Origin of the sequence: Streptacidiphilus sp. MAP12-33 (assembly GCF_041261265.1) — a bacterium.
Lineage (GTDB): Bacteria > Actinomycetota > Actinomycetes > Streptomycetales > Streptomycetaceae > Streptacidiphilus.
Window position 1 is genome coordinate 34307 of the sequence record NZ_JBGCCA010000005.1, and the last position, 16267, is coordinate 50573.

The 16267-nt window shown below is 73.8% G+C and carries 10 protein-coding genes and 1 pseudogene; 6 read left to right on the forward strand and 5 right to left on the reverse strand.

The window, feature by feature from the left end:
* Positions 1-19: 19 nt before the first annotated feature.
* A complete protein-coding gene (locus ABH931_RS07220; RefSeq protein ID WP_370111038.1) occupies positions 20-1069 on the reverse strand; it encodes a substrate-binding domain-containing protein in 1050 nt (349 codons plus the stop codon).
* A 106-nt stretch (positions 1070-1175) separates the two neighbouring features.
* Between ABH931_RS07220 and ABH931_RS07225 the strand changes: the two genes are divergently transcribed.
* Positions 1176-4163, forward strand: coding sequence for a glycoside hydrolase family 2 TIM barrel-domain containing protein (locus ABH931_RS07225; RefSeq protein ID WP_370111040.1), 2988 nt, complete (start codon positions 1176-1178; stop codon positions 4161-4163).
* A 45-nt stretch (positions 4164-4208) separates the two neighbouring features.
* Here ABH931_RS07225 and ABH931_RS07230 read toward each other — a convergent pair whose 3' ends face one another.
* Positions 4209-5447 carry a CopD family protein gene (locus ABH931_RS07230; RefSeq protein ID WP_370111042.1) on the reverse strand — a complete coding sequence of 413 codons (1239 nt, stop codon included), beginning with the start codon at positions 5445-5447 and terminating at the stop codon, positions 4209-4211.
* 225 nt (positions 5448-5672) lie between these two features.
* Here ABH931_RS07230 and ABH931_RS07235 point away from each other — a divergent pair, with 225 nt between their 5' ends.
* Positions 5673-8327 carry a SpoIIE family protein phosphatase gene (locus tag ABH931_RS07235; protein ID WP_370111044.1) on the forward strand — a complete coding sequence of 885 codons (2655 nt, stop codon included), beginning with the start codon at positions 5673-5675 and terminating at the stop codon, positions 8325-8327.
* On the opposite strand, the gene ABH931_RS07240 is transcribed toward ABH931_RS07235, so the two are convergent.
* Positions 8305-9159: an NAD(P)H-binding protein gene (locus tag ABH931_RS07240; protein ID WP_370111046.1), complete on the reverse strand. Its 855-nt coding sequence runs from the start codon at positions 9157-9159 to the stop codon at positions 8305-8307. The genes ABH931_RS07235 and ABH931_RS07240 overlap by 23 nt on opposite strands.
* Positions 9160-9251: 92 nt before the next feature.
* On the opposite strand from ABH931_RS07240, the gene ABH931_RS07245 reads away from it, so the two are divergent.
* Both ABH931_RS07245 and rph read left to right on the forward strand, forming a co-directional pair.
* Complete coding sequence (locus ABH931_RS07245; protein WP_370111047.1) at positions 9252-9626, forward strand: winged helix-turn-helix transcriptional regulator; 375 nt, start codon at positions 9252-9254, stop codon at positions 9624-9626.
* A 119-nt stretch (positions 9627-9745) separates the two neighbouring features.
* Positions 9746-12343 (forward strand): rifamycin-inactivating phosphotransferase, encoded by a 2598-nt coding sequence (gene rph, locus ABH931_RS07250; RefSeq protein WP_370111049.1) that lies wholly within the window; start codon positions 9746-9748, stop codon positions 12341-12343.
* Between the two features lie 186 nt (positions 12344-12529).
* Here the strand turns inward: rph and ABH931_RS07255 are convergent, their stop codons facing one another.
* Positions 12530-13660, reverse strand: a complete 1131-nt coding sequence (locus tag ABH931_RS07255; RefSeq protein WP_370111051.1) for an LLM class flavin-dependent oxidoreductase — start codon at positions 13658-13660, stop codon at positions 12530-12532.
* 59 nt (positions 13661-13719) lie between these two features.
* Positions 13720-13913 (reverse strand): annotated as a pseudogene (locus tag ABH931_RS07260) (FMNH2-dependent monooxygenase); the annotation flags it as partial.
* 570 nt (positions 13914-14483) lie between these two features.
* Between ABH931_RS07260 and ABH931_RS07265 the strand changes: the two are divergent.
* Together ABH931_RS07265 and ABH931_RS07270 are read left to right on the forward strand one after the other, a co-directional pair.
* Positions 14484-15443 (forward strand): amino acid ABC transporter permease, encoded by a 960-nt coding sequence (locus tag ABH931_RS07265; protein ID WP_370111053.1) that lies wholly within the window; start codon positions 14484-14486, stop codon positions 15441-15443.
* The gene (locus tag ABH931_RS07270) at positions 15440-16219 is read left to right on the forward strand and encodes an amino acid ABC transporter ATP-binding protein (RefSeq protein ID WP_370111055.1); all 780 of its coding nucleotides are present in this window, start codon (positions 15440-15442) and stop codon (positions 16217-16219) included. Before ABH931_RS07265 ends, ABH931_RS07270 begins: the two co-directional genes overlap by 4 nt.
* Positions 16220-16267: the final 48 nt, after the last annotated feature.

Genomic DNA, 16267 nt, shown 5'->3' on the forward strand with positions numbered 1-16267 from the left:
TCATTCGATCACTCGATCGTTACCGCGAGCGGCCGCCGCACGAGTGCCGCACCCAGAGCCGGGGTAGCAGCTCCAGGTGGCGCGGCGGCTGCTGCGCACCGGCCGGGCCCGGCTCCCCGACGCCCGCCCCGAGCCGCTCCAGCAGCAGCCGGACCGCGGACTCGCCCAGTGCCTGCTTGGGCGGCGCGACCGCGGTCAGTGGCACGTCGGCGAGCCCGGCCACGTCGTCGTCGTAGGCCACCACCGCCAGGTCGTCGGGGGTCTTCAGGCCCCTGGCCTGGGCGAGCTGGAGCAGGCGCAGCGCGTCCACGTCGCTGTGCACCAGGGCGGCGTCCACGCGCCCGGCCGCCGCCTCGCGCAGCACCTCCTCCGCCGAGCCGGCCACCGGGCCGGTGAGGCCCAGTGCGCCCGTCGTGGCCGCGTGGCCGTCGCGCAGGTGGGGCGAGGTCGGCGAGAGCGGATCCGCCAGCAGGGCGATCCGGCGCCTGCCGAGTGCGGCGAGATGGCGCACAGCCAGCGCGGCGCCGTGGGCGTGGTCGGTGCGCACGCAGTCCAGCCCGGCGAGCGCGGTGCCCGGCTCGGTGCGCCGCTCCACCAGCACGGCGGGCCGGTCGAGAGTCAGGATGCGCTGCTCCTCCTCCGCGTCCGGACCGGCTCCGGCCCAGGTCGGGGTCAGCAGCAGCCCCTGCGCGTCGGCGTCGAGCAGCGCCTTGAGCTGCCCCGGATCGGCGCGGGCGGAGTAGCCGGAGACGCCGAGCACCAGGCGCGCACCGGCCTGCGCGGCGACGGCCCGCGCGCCGCGGATCACCTCGGCGTAGTAGTTGGTCGAGGCGGGGACCAGCATGCCGATGACCGGCCCGCTCCCCGGCCCCCTTCCCGGCCCGTCCGGGCGCGAGACGCGTCCGTGGGCCCGGCTCAGTCGGCCGGCGCGAGCCAGCGCCTCGACGTCGCGCCGGAGGGTCGCCGACGAGACGCCGAGCGCGGTCGCGAGCTCCCCGACCGGCAGTGCCGGGCGGTCGCGGAGCAGCTCCAGGATCTTGCGGTGGCGGGCGTCGGCCGTGGCAGGCATGTGCTTCCCCTTGCGCAGTCGCTTGCGTCAGAGCGTTTCTTTCGCTTTGTGATCGTACGATCAATCGCTCTTGACGCACCAGGGCCGGGCTGCCAGATTCGTCAGCATGTCCTTGCCCTACTTCGTGGATCCCTCGCCGGGGCGGGGCGCGGTGCCGCCGCGCGCCTGCGGCCGTTCCAGCGCGCCCCAGCTCTCCCTCGACGGCCTCTGGCAGTTCCGGCTCCACCCGGACGCCACGGCTGCGGACACCGACAACCACGGCGGGGACGACTTCGCCACCGAGCCCTTCGGCCCCGACTCGGCTACGGACCCTGCCGCGGCTGCGACCCGGGGCTGGAGCGAGCTGCCGGTGCCGGCCCACTGGCAGCTCCACGGCCACGGCGCCCCCGCGTACACCAACGTCAGCTACCCGTTCCCGGTCGACCCGCCGTTCGTGCCCGACGAGAACCCCACCGGTGAGTACCGCCGCGCCTTCGACCTCCCGGCCGACTGGCCCGCCCCGCAGCCCGGTGAGCGGGCGCTGCTGCGCTTCGACGGCGTCGACTCCTGCTTCCGGGTCTGGCTCAACGGCGTCCCGCTCGGCGACGCCAAGGGCAGCCGCCTCGCCCACGAGTTCGAGGTCGGCGGCCTGCTGCGCGCCGGACGCAACACCGTCGCGGTCCGGGTGCACCAGTGGTCCAGCGGCAGCTACCTGGAGGACCAGGACATGTGGTGGCTGTCCGGGATCTTCCGCTCGGTCACCCTGCTGGCCCGCCCCGAACCCGCGCTCGACGACTTCTTCGTCCACGCCGGCTGGGACCACACCGCCGGCGCGGGCACCCTGGCCGTCACCACGGCCGGACCCGGGGTCCGGCTCGACCTCCCCGAGCTCGGCCTGCACGACGTGGACCCCGCGGGTCCGCACGTCCTGCCCGCTGCCCAGCCGTGGAGTGCCGAGACGCCACGGCTCTACGAGGCAGTGCTGCGCACCGAACGGGAGCAGGTCCGCGTGCGCGTGGGGTTCCGCACCGTGGCCGTGGCGGACGGCCTGCTGACCGTCAACGGCCGCCCGATCACCTTCCGCGGGGTCAACCGCCACGAGTGGGACCCCGAGCGCGGCCGCTCCCTCACCCGGGAGACGATGCTCCAGGACGTGCTGCTGATGAAGCGGCACAACATCAACGCCGTCCGCACCAGCCACTACCCGCCGCACCCGGACTTCCTCGACCTGTGCGACGAGTACGGCCTGTGGGTGATCGACGAGTGCGACCTGGAGACCCACGGCTTCGAACAGGTCGGCTGGCGCGGCAATCCCAGCGCCGACCCGCGGTGGCGCGAGGCCCTCCTGGACCGCATCCGGCGAACGGTCGAGCGGGACAAGAACCACCCCGGCGTGATCGTCTGGTCGCTCGGCAACGAGTCCGGCACCGGCGCGAACCTGGCCGCCATGGCCGAGTGGTGCCGCGCCCGCGACCCCGAGCGGCCGATCCACTACGAGGGCGACCGGGACAGCGGCCACGTCGACCTCTACTCGCGGATGTACGCCTCCCACGACGAGGTCGACGCCATCGGGCGCCGCGCCGAGCCGGCCACGACGGACCCGGCGCTGGACGGCCACCGCCGCGCGCTGCCGTTCCTGCTGTGCGAGTACGCCCATGCCATGGGCAACGGTCCGGGCGGGCTGAGCGAGTACCAGCGGCTGATCGAGCGGCACCTCCGCGTCCAGGGCGGCTTCGTCTGGGAGTGGATCGACCACGGCATCGCCCGCACCACCCCCGACGGCCGCCGCTGGTACGCCTACGGCGGCGACTTCGGCGAGCCCCTGCACGACGGCAACTTCGTCGCCGACGGCCTGCTCCTCCCCGACCGGACCCCCTCGCCGGGTCTGGCCGAGTACCGCAAGGTCGTCGAGCCGGTCCGGATCGAGGGCGACCGGTCGCAGGGGACGTTGCGCGTGACCAACCTCCACGACGTCCGCTCGCTCGACCACCTGGCCTTCTCCTGGGTCCTGGAGCGGCAGGGCGAGCCCGTCGCCGACGGCGACCTGCCGGTGCCGCCCCTCGCGGCAGGGGAGTCGTGCGACCTGCCGCTGCCGGAGGCCGTGCGCTCCGCCCCGCCCGGGCCCGAGACGTGGCTGACCGTCCGCGCCCGCCTCGCCCACGACGAGCCGTGGGCCCCGGCGGGCCACGAGGTCGCCTGGGCACAGCTGCCCGTCGGCGCGCCCGGCTCCGCGACCGCGTCCGTGACCCCGTCCGGGCGGGCGTCCGCCGGCGTACGTCCGGAGGCGGAGAGCGACCGGCTGCGGATCGGGCCGGCCGTTTTCACCGCTGACGGCAGGCTGCTCGACGTGGGCGGTCTGCCGGTCACCGAGGCGCGGCTCGACGTCTGGCGTGCTCCCACCGACAACGACCGCGGCGGTGGCGTGCGCTCGCTCGCCCACGCCTGGGAGCAGGCCGGCCTGCACCGCATGCGCCACCGGACGGTCGCCACCGCGGTCGAGGGAGACACCCTCACCGTCCGCACCCGTGTCGCCCCGGCGGCGTCCGACCGGGCCCTGCTGGCCACCTACCGCTGGCGCGAGCAGGCCGGGCTGCTCCGGCTCGACCTGAGCGTCGAACCGGACGGCGACTGGACCGGACTGACGCTGCCGCGCCTGGGCCTGCGCCTCGCCGTCCCGCTGGTGGGTGTCCGGGTCGCCTGGTTCGGCCTCGGGCCCGGCGAGTCCTACCGCGACAGCCGGGCGGCGGCCCGGGTCGGACGGTGGTCAGGCGCGCTGGAGGAACTGCAGACCCCGTATCTGATGCCGCAGGAGAACGGCAACCGCTCCGACGCCCGCTGGGCGGAGTTCACCGATCCCTCCGGCGCCGGGCTGCGCGTCGAGGGGGAACCGGTCTTCGACTTCGCTGCCCGCCCCTGGTCCGACGCCGCGCTCACGGCCGCCCGCCACCCGCACGAGCTGCGTCCGGACGGCCTGCTCCACCTCCACCTCGACCTCGCCCAGGACGGCCTCGGTTCCGCCTCCTGCGGTCCTGCCGCGTTGCCGGAGCACCGACTGCCCGCCCACAAGGCGGAGTTGGCCCTGCTCCTCGGCAGGCCCGGGAGCGGGCCGAGGTAGCGGCACAGGACCTCGGCGGTGTGTCCGGTTGTGCCCGGTTCCCGTTCACGCCGCCGAGGCGCCGGCGGTGGTCGACTCCCGGCCGGTGAGCACGCGGCGCCGGGCGAGGCGGCCGGAGCAGCGGTAACCGGCCGCCATGACGCCGACGACCGCCGCCGTCTCGACGCTGCCCCAGGCCCAGGTCGAGGCCGTCGTCTGCTTGGGCGGCAGCTTCGGCAGCGGCGCCGTGGCCGAGGTCGCGTGCCGGGCCGCCTCGGCCTGGAACGCCTGGTTGCGGGCGGAGCCGTGCAGGAACGGTGCGACGAAGAGCACGAGCAGCACCAGCGCGACCTCCACCGCGACCACAGCGGGGAAGCGGCGCAGCGCGATCGCGCCGCTGCGTCCGGTCTCACCGGCGTCGCGCAGGGTCTCGATCCGGGGGTGGAGCCAGAACTGGTTGAACGCACCGAGCACCAGCACGGAGCCGAAGAGGAGAATCTTCACGCCCAGCACGCGCCCGTACATGGTGCTGACGAGCTGACCCGGTCCGTCGACGTGCTCCCAGGCGAGGAAGAGACCGGACAGGGTGATCGCCGCGACGCAGGCCATCGCCGCGAGGGAGAAGCGCCGGACGGCCGTGGGCCAGAACGCGCCGCGCTCGGCCGGGGTCACCGCGCCGGGCAGGGCGAGCAGCACGAGCCCGACCAGCCCGCCCAGCCAGACCGCGGCACCGAAGAGGTGCAGCATCCAGACGACCGTCTCGAAGACGGTGCGCCCGAGGCCGTTGCGGATCTGGGTGGGGAACCGGGCGGCGCCCAGGGCGACCAGTCCGGCCGTCAGACCGGTCCACAGCAGCGCGCCCTGAGCCCGCCCGGCGCGGGTGCGGCGCAGCGCGGCGGGCGCGAGCAGCAGGGCACCGAGCACTGGCAGGGCCACCTGAAGTCCGGCGAGCAGCCCCTGGCCGCTGCCGTCGAAGAGCCCGCCCCACGCGGCGGTGTAGTCGTAGCCGGCCCCCCGCCCGCCCGCGGCGTCGTGCGCCAGCCCGGTCGTCGCGGCCGGGCCCGCGAGCACCCCGGCCACGACGCCCGCGGCCGCCAGCCGGCCGCGAACCCGGCGCCCGGTCGTGGCTCCCGCGCGCCGGGCGGGTGCGTCGACGACCAGGGCGAGCACGAGGAGCCCGACGAAGGCCATGACCGTGCTCCAACTCGCCCAGGCCAGCGCACTGTCCAGGAACGGCCCCAGTGGGGTGGACGGCGGGGCGGCGGCCGTCGGGAGCGACAGCGGGGGCGAGTCGGAAAAGGGCATGGCGAACCGTCCTCGGCAGGCAGAAAGTGAGGTGCTTAGGTAAGCCTTACCTAACTGCAATCGGTGGCCGGTGCGCAACCCGCGCCTGACGGGAGGGGGCAGCCGCGCGTCGGCTGCTACGGGTGGTGGCGGTGGGCGGCGCGGCGGACGAGCCGGGCATGGGCGGCGAGCCCGCCCCGGCCACCGGACCGGGACGGCAGGACGCACTCCGGGTAACAATGGCCTATGGGCAGGTTCGGCCGCGGGTCCCGCCCGGCCTCGCGCTTCGGTGTGCGAAGCGTCGCCGGACAGGCTTTCGTCTGGCAGCTGGCGGTCCTGCTGCTCCTCGCCGCGATCGCCACCGTCGCCCTGGTCCTCAAGACCACGAGCGACGCGCAGAACGACGCCCGCCACCGGGCGCTCGCCGTCGCGGCGGGCTTCGCGCACGCCCCCGGGCTGGTGCAGGCGTTGCAGTCGCCCGATCCCACGGCCGAGCTCCAGCCGCTCGCGCTGCGGGCCCAGAAGACGGCCGGCGTGGACTTCGTCGACGTGCTCTCCACGTCCGGCATTCGCTACACGGACCCGATTCCGGGCCTGATCGGCACCCGCGCCCAGGGCGACATCGCCAGGGCGGCGGCCGGCGCGTCCTTCACGGAGATCTTCCAGGGCTCTCCGCAGAACGCGGTCCGCGCGCTGGTCCCCGTCCAGGACGCGCACGGTCGTGTGGTCGGCCTCGTCTCGACCGGGGTGCAGACCACGGACGTCGCCGCCGTGGTGGACCGGCAGCTGCCGGTCCTGATCGGTGCCGCGGTCGGCGCGCTGGTCCTGGCCGCGGGTGGGGCGACGCTGGTGAGCCGGAGGCTGCGCCGTCAGACGCACGGCCTGGGGCCGGTCGAGATGACCCGGATGTACGAGCACCACGACGCGGTGCTGCACTCGGTGCGCGAGGGCGTCCTGATCCTCGACGCCGACCGGCGGCTGGTGCTGGCCAACGACGAGGCACGGCACCTGCTCGGCCTGCGTGCGGACGCGGAGGGGAGGGCACTGGAGGAGCTGGGCCTGGACCCGGGCATTGCCGCGCTGCTGAGGTCCGCGGGCACCGTCACCGACGAGGTGCACCCGGCCGGCGGCCGGCTGCTGGCCGTGAACCTGCGGCCCACCGCCGTGGGCAGCGGGCCCTCCGGGTGCGTCGCCACCTTGCGCGACACCACCGAACTACTCGCGGTGGCGGGCCGGGCCGAGGAGGCCAGGGGGCGGCTGGAGCTGCTGTACGACGCGGGCCTGCGCATCGGGAGCACCCTCGACGTCGTCGGGACGGCGGAGGAACTGACCGGCGTCGCGGTGCCCCGCCTCGCGGACTTCGTCAGCGTCGACCTGCTGGAGGACCTGCTGAGCGGGGACGGGGCCACCCCCCGGCCGACGGCCGGTGCCGAGCTGCGCCGCGTGGCCAACCGGTCCGTCCTCGAGGGCGCGCCGGAGCACGTGATCGGGGTGGGCGAGGTCGCGCTCCACGCCGACGACTCCCCGCAGGCCCGCTGTCTGGCGACCGGCCGCTCCGAGCTGCACCCGACATGGATGGCGGTTCCGGTGATCGCCCGGGGCGTGACGCTGGGCGTGGTCGAGTTCCTCCGGTTCCGCCGGCCCACGCCCTTCCAGGCCGACGACCTGACCATGGCCGAGGAGCTCGTCGCGCGGGCCTCGCTCTCCCTGGACAACGCCCGGCGGTTCACCCGGGAGCACACGACGGCGCTCACCTTGCAACACAGCCTGTTGCCGCGGCGACTGCCGGACCAGTCCGCGGTGGAGGCCGCCTTCCGGTACCTGCCGGCCGATCCGGAGCTCGGCGTGGGAGGCGACTGGTTCGACGTGATCCCGCTGTCCGGGGCCCGCGTGGCGCTGGTCGTCGGCGACGTCGTCGGACACGGCATCGCGGCCTCCGCCACCATGGGCCAACTGCGCGCCGCCGTGCGCACCCTCGCGGACGCCGACCTCCCGCCGGACGAACTGCTCACGCAGCTCGACGACCTCGTCATGCGCCTGGCGTCCGACACGGGCGCGGCGGGCGACGCCCCCACCGCGGAGACCGGTGCGACCTGCGTCTACGCGGTCTACGACCCGGTGTCGGGCGGGTGCAGCCTGGCGCGCGCCGGACACCCGTCACCGGCGGTGGTCCGTCCGGGCGGCGTCGCCGAGATCCTGGATCTGCCCGCCGGTCCGCCGCTCGGGCTCGGCGGTCTGCCGTTCGAGACGCTCGAGACGGTGCTGCCCGAGGGGAGCCTGCTGGCGCTCTACACCGACGGCCTGGTCGAGTCCCGGCAGCGTCCGCTCGACACGGGGCTCGCCCTGCTGCGCCGCGCCCTCGCGGGCCCGGACGGCTCACCGGCCCCGGACGGTTCCCTGGACCTCCTGTGCGAGCAGGTGGTCGGATCACTGCTGCCGGACGCGCCCGCCGACGACGCCGCCCTGCTGGTGGCCCGGGTCCGGCGTCTGGACCCGGGCCGGGTCGCCACCTGGGACGTGGCTGCCGATTTCGCGGCCGTGGCCGGGATCCGGGCGCAGGCCGCGCGCCGGCTTTCGGCGTGGGGCCTGGAGGAGGCCTCCTTCGTCACCGAACTGGTCATCAGCGAACTCGTGACCAACGCCATCCGGTACGGCGGCGCGCCCGTCCGGCTGCGGCTGATCCACGACCGCTCGCTGATCTGCGAGGTCTTCGACGGCAGCGGGACCGCGCCCCACCTGCGCCGCGCCAGGGTGTTCGACGAGGGCGGCCGTGGGCTGCTGCTCGTCGCCCAGCTGACCCAGCGCTGGGGTACCCGGCAGACGGCCGGCGGCAAGATCATCTGGTGCGAGCAGGAGCTGTCCGGTGACCTGTCCGGCGTCAGTTCCTCAGCGCCGCCGTGATCGCGTCGGCCAGCCGGGAGGTCGGGCGGCCGGTGAGGCGGGAGAGGTCGCCGCTGTCGACGACCAGCTCGCCGCGGGCGATCGAGGTGTCGACGCCGGCCAGGACGGTGGCGATCGCGGCGGGGAGTCCGGCGTCCGTGAGGATGCCGGTGAGGACCTCGTCGGAGACCTCGTGGTAGCCGATCCGGGTGCCGGTCTGCCGGCTGAGCTCGGCCGCGTACTCCGCCAGGCTCCAGGCCTCGTCGCCGCCCAGCTCGTAGGTGCGGTTCTCGTGGCCCTCGCCGGTCAGCACCGCGACGGCGGCGGCCGCGTAGTCGGCGCGGGAGGCGGAGGAGACGCGGCCCTCGCCGGCCGCGGCGACGACCGCACTGTGCGCGAGGACCGGGTCGAGCCGCTCGGTGTAGTTCTCGTGGTACCAGCCGTTGCGCAGCAGCACGTACGGGAGGCCCGAGGCGAGGAGCACCTCCTCGGTGGCGCGGTGGTCGTCGGCGAGCGCGGCCTTCAGCCGGCCCGGCGCGCTGGTGTAGGCGAGCAGGGCGACGCCCGCGGCCTTCGCCGCCTCGATCACGACCCGGTGCTGGCCGACGCGGTCGCCGCCGATCTCGTTGCCGGAGATGAGCAGCACCTTGTCCCCGGCGGCGAAGACGCCGTCGAAGGTGTCCGGCGCGTCGTAGTCGGCGACGGCGATCCGCACGCCGCGGGCGGCGAGGTCGGCCGCCTTGGCCGCGTCCCGCACGACGGCGGTGACCTGCTCGGCCGGAACGCGCTCCAGCAGTTGGTCCACGACGTGGCGGCCGAGGTGTCCGGTGGCTCCGGTGATGACGATGCTCATGGTCTGCGATCTCCTGGTCGAGGGGCGGTGACACCCACCATAGGAGCAGCACTGTGGTTCCGAAAGTACTGTCTTTGAAGTAAGGTACTCACATGGCCGTAAGTACCAGTGAGCAGCTCTGCCCCTACCGCCTCGTGCTGGAGCACGTCACCAGCCGCTGGGGCGTGCTGGTGCTGATCGAGCTCATGGACCGTCCCTACCGCTTCGGCGAGCTGCGGCGGGCGATCGGGCGGGTGAGCGAGAAGATGCTCATCCAGACGCTGCAGACCCTGGAGCGCGACGGCCTGGTCCACCGGGACGCCAAGCCGGTGATCCCGCCACGGGTCGACTACTCCCTGACCGAGTTGGGCCGCGAGGCCGCCGAGCGCGTCCGGGGTCTGGCCCTGTGGACCCACGAGCGGATGGACGCGGTCCAGGAGGCGCGGGACGCCTACGACCGCGCGAAGGCGCAGGACGGCGTCGGCTGATCGACGCCGCGGGCCCGCGCGTCGGTCTTGCCCGCGCGTCGGTCTCGCCCGCGCGGGGCGCCGGTGGTTGGATCGGGCACGGCAGCGCGACGCGGCAGGGCCGACCCGGAGGTGCCCCGGTGACCGAACCGTACGTGGTGGATCTCGGCGAGGTCGGTGCGCAAGAGGCCGCCCTCGTCGGCGGAAAGGGCGCGCAGCTCGGCGCGCTCTCACGGATCGAGGGCGCCGGCGTGCCGGACGGGTTCTGCGTCACCACCGCCGCCTTCGGGCGGATCGTGGTGCAGGCGCCGTCCCTCGGCGAAAGGCTCGACGAGCTGGCCCGCTGCGACCCCGAGGACCGGGAGGCGGTCCGCGCGCTCAGCACGCGGATCCGGCGGACCATCGAGGAGACCGCCGTCCCGGACGACGTCGCGACGGCGGTCACCCGGGCGCTCGGCCGGTTCGGCCGGCAGGCGGCCTTCGCCGTCCGCTCCAGCGCGACCGCGGAGGACCTGCCGACGGCCTCCTTCGCCGGCCAGCAGGACACCTACCTGAACGTCGTCGGCGACGCGGCGGTCCTTCGGCACGTCCGCCGGTGCTGGGCGTCGCTGTACACCGAGCGGGCCGTGACGTACCGCCACCACCACGGGATCGACCACCGGGCGGTGCACATGGCCGTCGTCGTGCAGCGGATGGTCTTTCCCGACGCCTCCGGCGTCCTGTTCACGGCCGACCCCCTGACGGGCCACCGCAAGGTGGCGACCGTGGAGGCCGGCTGGGGCCTCGGCGAGGCCCTGGTCTCCGGCCTGGTGAGCCCGGACGTCTACACGGTCCGCGACGGCGCGGTCGTCGCCAGGACCGTCGCCGCCAAGCAGCGTGCCCGGTACGCCCTCCCGGGCGGTGGCGGCACGCGGGAGGTGGCGATCGAGCCGGAACGCCAGGAGCGCCCGGCGCTGACGGATGACCAGGTCGTGCGGCTGGTCCGGCTCGGGCGCCGCATCGAGGCGCACTTCGGCCGCCCGCAGGACATCGAGTGGTGTCTGGCCGGCGACGAGTTCCGGATCGTCCAGAGCCGGCCGATCACCACGCTGTTTCCCGTCCCCGAGACCGACGACGGGCAGAACCACGTCTACCTCTCCGTCGGCCATCAGCAGATGATGACCGACGCCATGAAGCCGCTGGGCATCTCCGTGTGGCAGCTGACGGCCATGGCACCGATGCACGAGGCCGGCGGGCGGCTGTTCGTCGACGCCACCGGGCGCCTGGCCACCCCCGCGAGCCGCGCCGCGCTCCTGGACCTCATCGGACGCGGCGATCCGCTGTTCAGGGACGCGCTCGAGACCGTCCTGGACCGTGACGACTTCATCCCGATGCGTCCCGACGCCGGCCCGGCCGGGCGCAGCGGCGCGGTGTCCGCCCCGGCCGCCCCCGACCCCGGCGTCGTGACCGAGCTGATCGAGCGCAGCCGGGCATCGCTCGCCGCCCTGCGGCGTGACATCGCCACCAGGACCGGCCCGGCGCTGTTCGCCTTCCTGCTGGAGGCCTTCGACGAGCACAAGCGTCTGCTGACCGACCCGCAGAACCTGCCGGCGATCACGGCGGGAATGGACGCCACCTGGTGGCTCAACGACAGGCTGCTGGAGTGGCTGGGCGAGAAGAACGCGGCCGACACGCTCACCCTGTCCGCCCCCGGCAACGTCACCTCGGAGATGGGCCTGGCTCTGCTCGACGTCGCCGACGTGATCCGTCCGTACCCGGAGGTGGTGGCGTTCCTCCGGGAGGCGGCCGAGGAGGGTTTCCTGGACGAGCTGCCGAAACTGGCGGGCGGAGCCGAGGTGCGCGACGCGCTGGAGGACTACCTCGACCGGTACGGCATGCGCTGTGTCGGCGAGATCGACATCACCAGGCCGCGCTGGCGCGAGAGCCCCGCCACGCTCGTGCCGGTGCTCCTCGACAACGTCAGGAACTTCGAACCGGGCGCCGCCGCACGGCGCTTCGAGCAAGGGCGGCAGAAGGCGCGGCAGAAGGAGGAAGAGGTGCTGGGCCGGCTGCGGGCCCTGCCGGACGGGGAGCGCCGAGCGGCCGAGACCAAGCGGATGATCGACCAGGTCCGGGCGTTCGCCGGCTACCGGGAGTACCCGAAGTACAACATCGTCAGCCGCTTCTTCGTCTACAAGCAGGCCCTGCTGGCCGAGGCCGCGCGCCTCGTCCGGGACGGCGTGCTGCGCGAGGCGGACGACATCCAGTACCTCAGCTTCCAGGAACTCCGCGAGGTCGCGCACACCGGGCAGGCCGACGACGGGCTGATCGCGCGGCGCAAGGAGGCCTTCCGCATCCACCAGGCGCTGACGCCACCGAGGGTGCTCACCTCGGACGGTGAGTGCGTCGCGGGGTCGTACCGGCGCGAGGACGCGCCGCCCGGCGCGCTCGTCGGCCTGCCGGTCTCCGCCGGGACCGTCGAGGGGAGAGCACGCGTCGTCCTGGACCTGGCGCGGGCCGATCTCGAGGCGGGCGACATCCTGGTGACGCGCTTCACCGATCCCAGCTGGTCGCCGCTGTTCGTCGCGGTCGCGGGCCTGGTGACGGAGGTCGGCGGCCTGATGACGCACGGCGCGGTGATCGCCCGGGAGTACGGCCTGCCGGCCGTCGTGGCCGTGCCGGGGGCCACCCGGCTGATCCAGGACGGGCAGCGGATCCGCGTCCACGGGACCGACGGCTATGTCGAGATCCTGCCGTGAGCCGTGAGCCGTGAGCCGTGAGCCGTGAGCCGTGAGCCGTGAGCCGGATGCGGGATGCGGGCCGCGGGCCGCCGACGTGGTCGGGGGTCAGGGTCTGTCCGCTCGACCGGACGATTGCGCCAAGCGTGCGGGTAGGTCAACAGGGGCTTTCCGCAGCAGAACTGACGGATCATCGGCTGAGAGCGGTCAGCGCTGCCCCCACTCCTCGGCCAGCAGGGCGTAGGAGCGCACGCGGTCCTCGTGGCGGTGGGTGATGGTCGTGACGATCAGCTCGTCCGCGCCGGTCGCGTCGCGCAGGATCTCCAACCGGTCGGCGACCTGACGCGGCGTGCCGACGAACTGGGTCTCGGTGCGGTCCGCCACCAGCGCGCGGTCCTGCTTGGACCAGGCGTGGGCGCGGGCCTCGTCGGGCGTGGGGAACGGGATCGCGCCGTCACCGCTGCGGATGCTGCGCACCCACAGGCCGTACCCGGTCGCCAGCTCGCGCGCGGTGGCCTCGTCGTCGGCGACCACGACGTCGGCGGAGACGCTGACGTGGGGGCGGTCCAGCTCGGCGGACGGCCGGAAGGCCGCGCGGTAGGCCTCGGCGGCCTCGAGCACGGTGGCCGGGCTGACGTGGTAGTTGGCGGCGAAGCGCAGCCCGTGGGCGCCCGCGACCTCGGCGCTGATCCCGGCACTGCTGCCGAGGATCCATACCTGGAGGTCGGCGCCCTCACCGGGCACGACGTGCGCCTCCACGCCGTCCTCGGTGGTGTAGCTCCCCGCCAGCAGGTGCAGGATGTCGGCGATCTGCTCGTCGTATGGCTGGGACTCGGCGCCCGGCTGCCGGAGCAGCGTGCGGTGCAGGGCGAGGCGCGGGTGGCGCAGCAGGTGCGCGTAGGAGAACCGGGCGGGGATGCGCAGGCCGCCCGGGGTCAGTCCGTCCACCACGGGTGCGGCCCCCACGAGCGCGGGTTGGCGGTCGCCACCGGTGGGCTTGCCGCCGGAGCGGCCGAGGCCCAGGTCGAAGCGGCCCGGATGGAGCGCGTCGAGCAGTCCGAACTCCTCGACGGTGGCGAGGGCGGTGCGGTGGCCGAGCTGGACGGCGCCGGCACCGAGCCGGATCGTCGAGGTCGCGGCGGCGGTCAGGGCGAGCACGACGGCGGGGGAGGTGCCCGCGACGCCGGGGTTGAGGTGGTGCTCGGCGAACCAGTAGCGGGCGTAGCCGAGGCGCTCGGCCTGCCGGGCCAGGTCGATGCTGTTGCGCAGGGCCTGGGTCGCGGTCGAACCGGAGGAGATCGGGACGAGGTCGAGGACGGTGAGCGGGGTGTTGGCCATGGTGGGTCCTTCGTCGGTGCGCGGCGGCGGGCGTGGTGGCGGTGCGCGGGGCAGTGCGCGTGGCGGGCGCGTGGCGGGCGCGCGGACACCTTGACGCGGATGCCGGCCCGGCCGCCCTCACGTGGTCGAGCATGGCGATCGCCTTGGAGAGGTGGAACGGCTTGGTGTGGGGGACGACGGCGGTCGGCACCAGCCCGATGTGCCGGGTCAGCGGCGTGATCCGTGCTCGCCGCCACGCGGCGGGATGCCGGCCGGCGCCGTCGAGCGCGAGCCGCCTGCGGCGACAGGGCCGGGGTGTGGGGCGCGCCTGGTTACGCCGGACAGAGCGCGGTCGTCACGCGCTGCAGATCGATGTGAAGGCGCGCATAGGTGACGGTGACGACAGGGGACAGCATGCGGGCCTCTCGCACGGTCGTCGTCACCTCCGTCCCTGATCGACTGTGCTGTGCACCGGATCGACCTGGTGCCTCGCAGCGACCGTAACCCGGCGGCGGCGTCCGGCACAATCCACGAGCGGGGCGTTACATGCCGCAACAACCATGCAATGCAAGCGACTTGGGCTGATCTCAAGGGATGGTCCGGCATTGACATCCGCCGGAGAGGCTCCTTACCTTGACCGACCAAAGAGGACCGGACCGGGCGGAAGGGCGACGGCGATGCACGCAGCGTTCCTGAACCGCGCCGTCGACCTCCTCCGAGTCAGCAGCGCGCTGTGTCAGCTCTCCGGCTGCGCCCTCCGTCACCTCTGACGGCCTTCTGACCGCACGCCCGGCGTGGCGTGCCCCCTCGAACATGCCGTGCAGGCATTCGCTGGAGTTCTCCCATGAGCGAGACGCTCGTCCCTGTCGTGCCCCCGGACACGACCCGCCCACTCTCCGCGCAACGCGTGGTTCCGCTGCGCCACCCCGGCCGCTGGATCACCGGCGCCGTCGTTTTGGTCCTCGTCGCGCAGATCGCGCACGGGCTGGCCACCAACCCGTTCTACCAGTGGGACCGCTTCCAGTACTGGTTCCTGCGTCCGGTCATCACCAACGGCCTGGTCGTCACCCTGGAGGTGACCGCCTACAGCGCCGTGCTCGGGCTGCTCGGCGGGATCGTGCTCGCCCTGGCCAGGCTGTCGCGCAACCTGGTGCTGCGGGCGGCCAGTTGGGTCTACGTCTGGCTGTTCCGCTCGGTGCCGCTGATCGTGGTGCTGCTCTTCCTCTACAACTTCAGCGCGCTCTACCGCACGGTGAGCCTCGGCGTACCGTTCGGCCCGGCCTTCTGGCACTTCGACGAGTCCAAGCTGGCCACCGACCTCGTGGTCGCCGTCGTCGGGTTGAGCCTCAACGAGGCCGCCTACGCGGCCGAGGTGGTGCGGGCCGGCATCCTCTCCGTCGACCAGGGCCAGCACGAGGCATCCGCCGCGCTCGGCCTGCCCCGGCGCTACCAGTTCGCCCGGATCGTCTTCCCGCAGGCGCTGCGGGCGATCATCCCGAGCTACGTCAACCAGCTGATCGGCCTGGTCAAGAGCACCTCGCTGGTCTTCTACGTCTCACTGCTCGACCTGTTCGGCTCGGTCCAGAGCATGGGCAGCACCTATCCCGGCGACATCGTGCCGCTGCTGCTGGTCGCCACCGCCTGGTACGTGATCCTCACCAGCGTCATCTCCGTCGTCCAGTTCTACGTGGAGCGCCACTACTCGCGCGGCGCGTTGCGCACCCTGCCGCCGACGCCGCTCCAGCGGCTGCGCGCCAACCTGTCCGCGCTGCGGGCCCGCGTCCGGAGGGAGACGGCGATATGAGCACCGCAACCGCAACCGCAGCCGCGGTCGAGGTCCGCGACGTGCACAAGTGGTACGGGGCCCACCGGGTTCTCGACGGGATCGACCTGACGGTGCCCGCCGGTGAGGTGACGGTCGTCATCGGCCCGTCCGGCTCGGGCAAGTCCACCCTGCTGCGGGTGGTCAACCATCTGGAGCGGCCCGAGATCGGCCAGGTCAGTCTGGGGGGCGAGCTGATCGGCGTGCGCCGCCACCGCGGCCGGCTGAGGGAGCTGAGCGAACGCCAGATCCTGGCCCAGCGCAGCCGGATCGGCTTCGTCTTCCAGAACTTCAACCTCTTCCCGCACCTGACCGTGCTGGACAACGTGGCCGCCGCGCCCGTGGCGACCGGCCTGCTGCGCAAGCCGGAGGCACAGGAGCTGGCCCGCACGCTGCTCGGGCGGGTGGGGCTGGCCGACCGGAGCGGCGCCTATCCGCGCCAGCTGTCCGGCGGCCAGCAGCAGCGGGTGGCCATCGCCCGCGCGCTCGCGCTGAAGCCCGGCGTCATCCTCTTCGACGAACCCACCTCCGCGCTCGATCCGGAGCTGGTCGGCGAGGTGCTCGCCGTCATCAAGGACCTGGCGACCAGCGGCACCACCCTGCTCGTCGTCACCCACGAGATCGGCTTCGCCCGCGAGGTCGCCGACCGCGTCGTCTTCATGGACGGCGGCCGGATCGTCGAGCAGGGCACGCCGGAGCAGGTGCTGGACCACCCGCGGCATCCGCGCACCCGGGAGTTCCTGAGCAAGGTCCTCTGACTCCTCCTCTCCTCCTCTTCTTCACCCACACCCGAACACGCAAGGAAA

Bases quoted from the DNA above. Each gene is read 5' to 3' on its own strand.
- ABH931_RS07265 (WP_370111053.1), top strand. From the start codon at position 14,484: ATGAGCGAGACGCTCGTCCCTGTCGTGCCCCCGGACACGACCCGCCCA.
- ABH931_RS07270 (WP_370111055.1), top strand. From the start codon at position 15,440: ATGAGCACCGCAACCGCAACCGCAGCCGCGGTCGAGGTCCGCGACGTG.
- ABH931_RS07235 (WP_370111044.1), top strand. From the start codon at position 5,673: ATGGGCAGGTTCGGCCGCGGGTCCCGCCCGGCCTCGCGCTTCGGTGTG.
- ABH931_RS07220 (WP_370111038.1), bottom strand. From the start codon at position 1,069: ATGCCTGCCACGGCCGACGCCCGCCACCGCAAGATCCTGGAGCTGCTC.
- ABH931_RS07255 (WP_370111051.1), bottom strand. From the start codon at position 13,660: ATGGCCAACACCCCGCTCACCGTCCTCGACCTCGTCCCGATCTCCTCC.
- ABH931_RS07225 (WP_370111040.1), top strand. From the start codon at position 1,176: ATGTCCTTGCCCTACTTCGTGGATCCCTCGCCGGGGCGGGGCGCGGTG.
- ABH931_RS07240 (WP_370111046.1), bottom strand. From the start codon at position 9,159: ATGAGCATCGTCATCACCGGAGCCACCGGACACCTCGGCCGCCACGTC.
- ABH931_RS07245 (WP_370111047.1), top strand. From the start codon at position 9,252: ATGGCCGTAAGTACCAGTGAGCAGCTCTGCCCCTACCGCCTCGTGCTG.
- ABH931_RS07230 (WP_370111042.1), bottom strand. From the start codon at position 5,447: ATGCCCTTTTCCGACTCGCCCCCGCTGTCGCTCCCGACGGCCGCCGCC.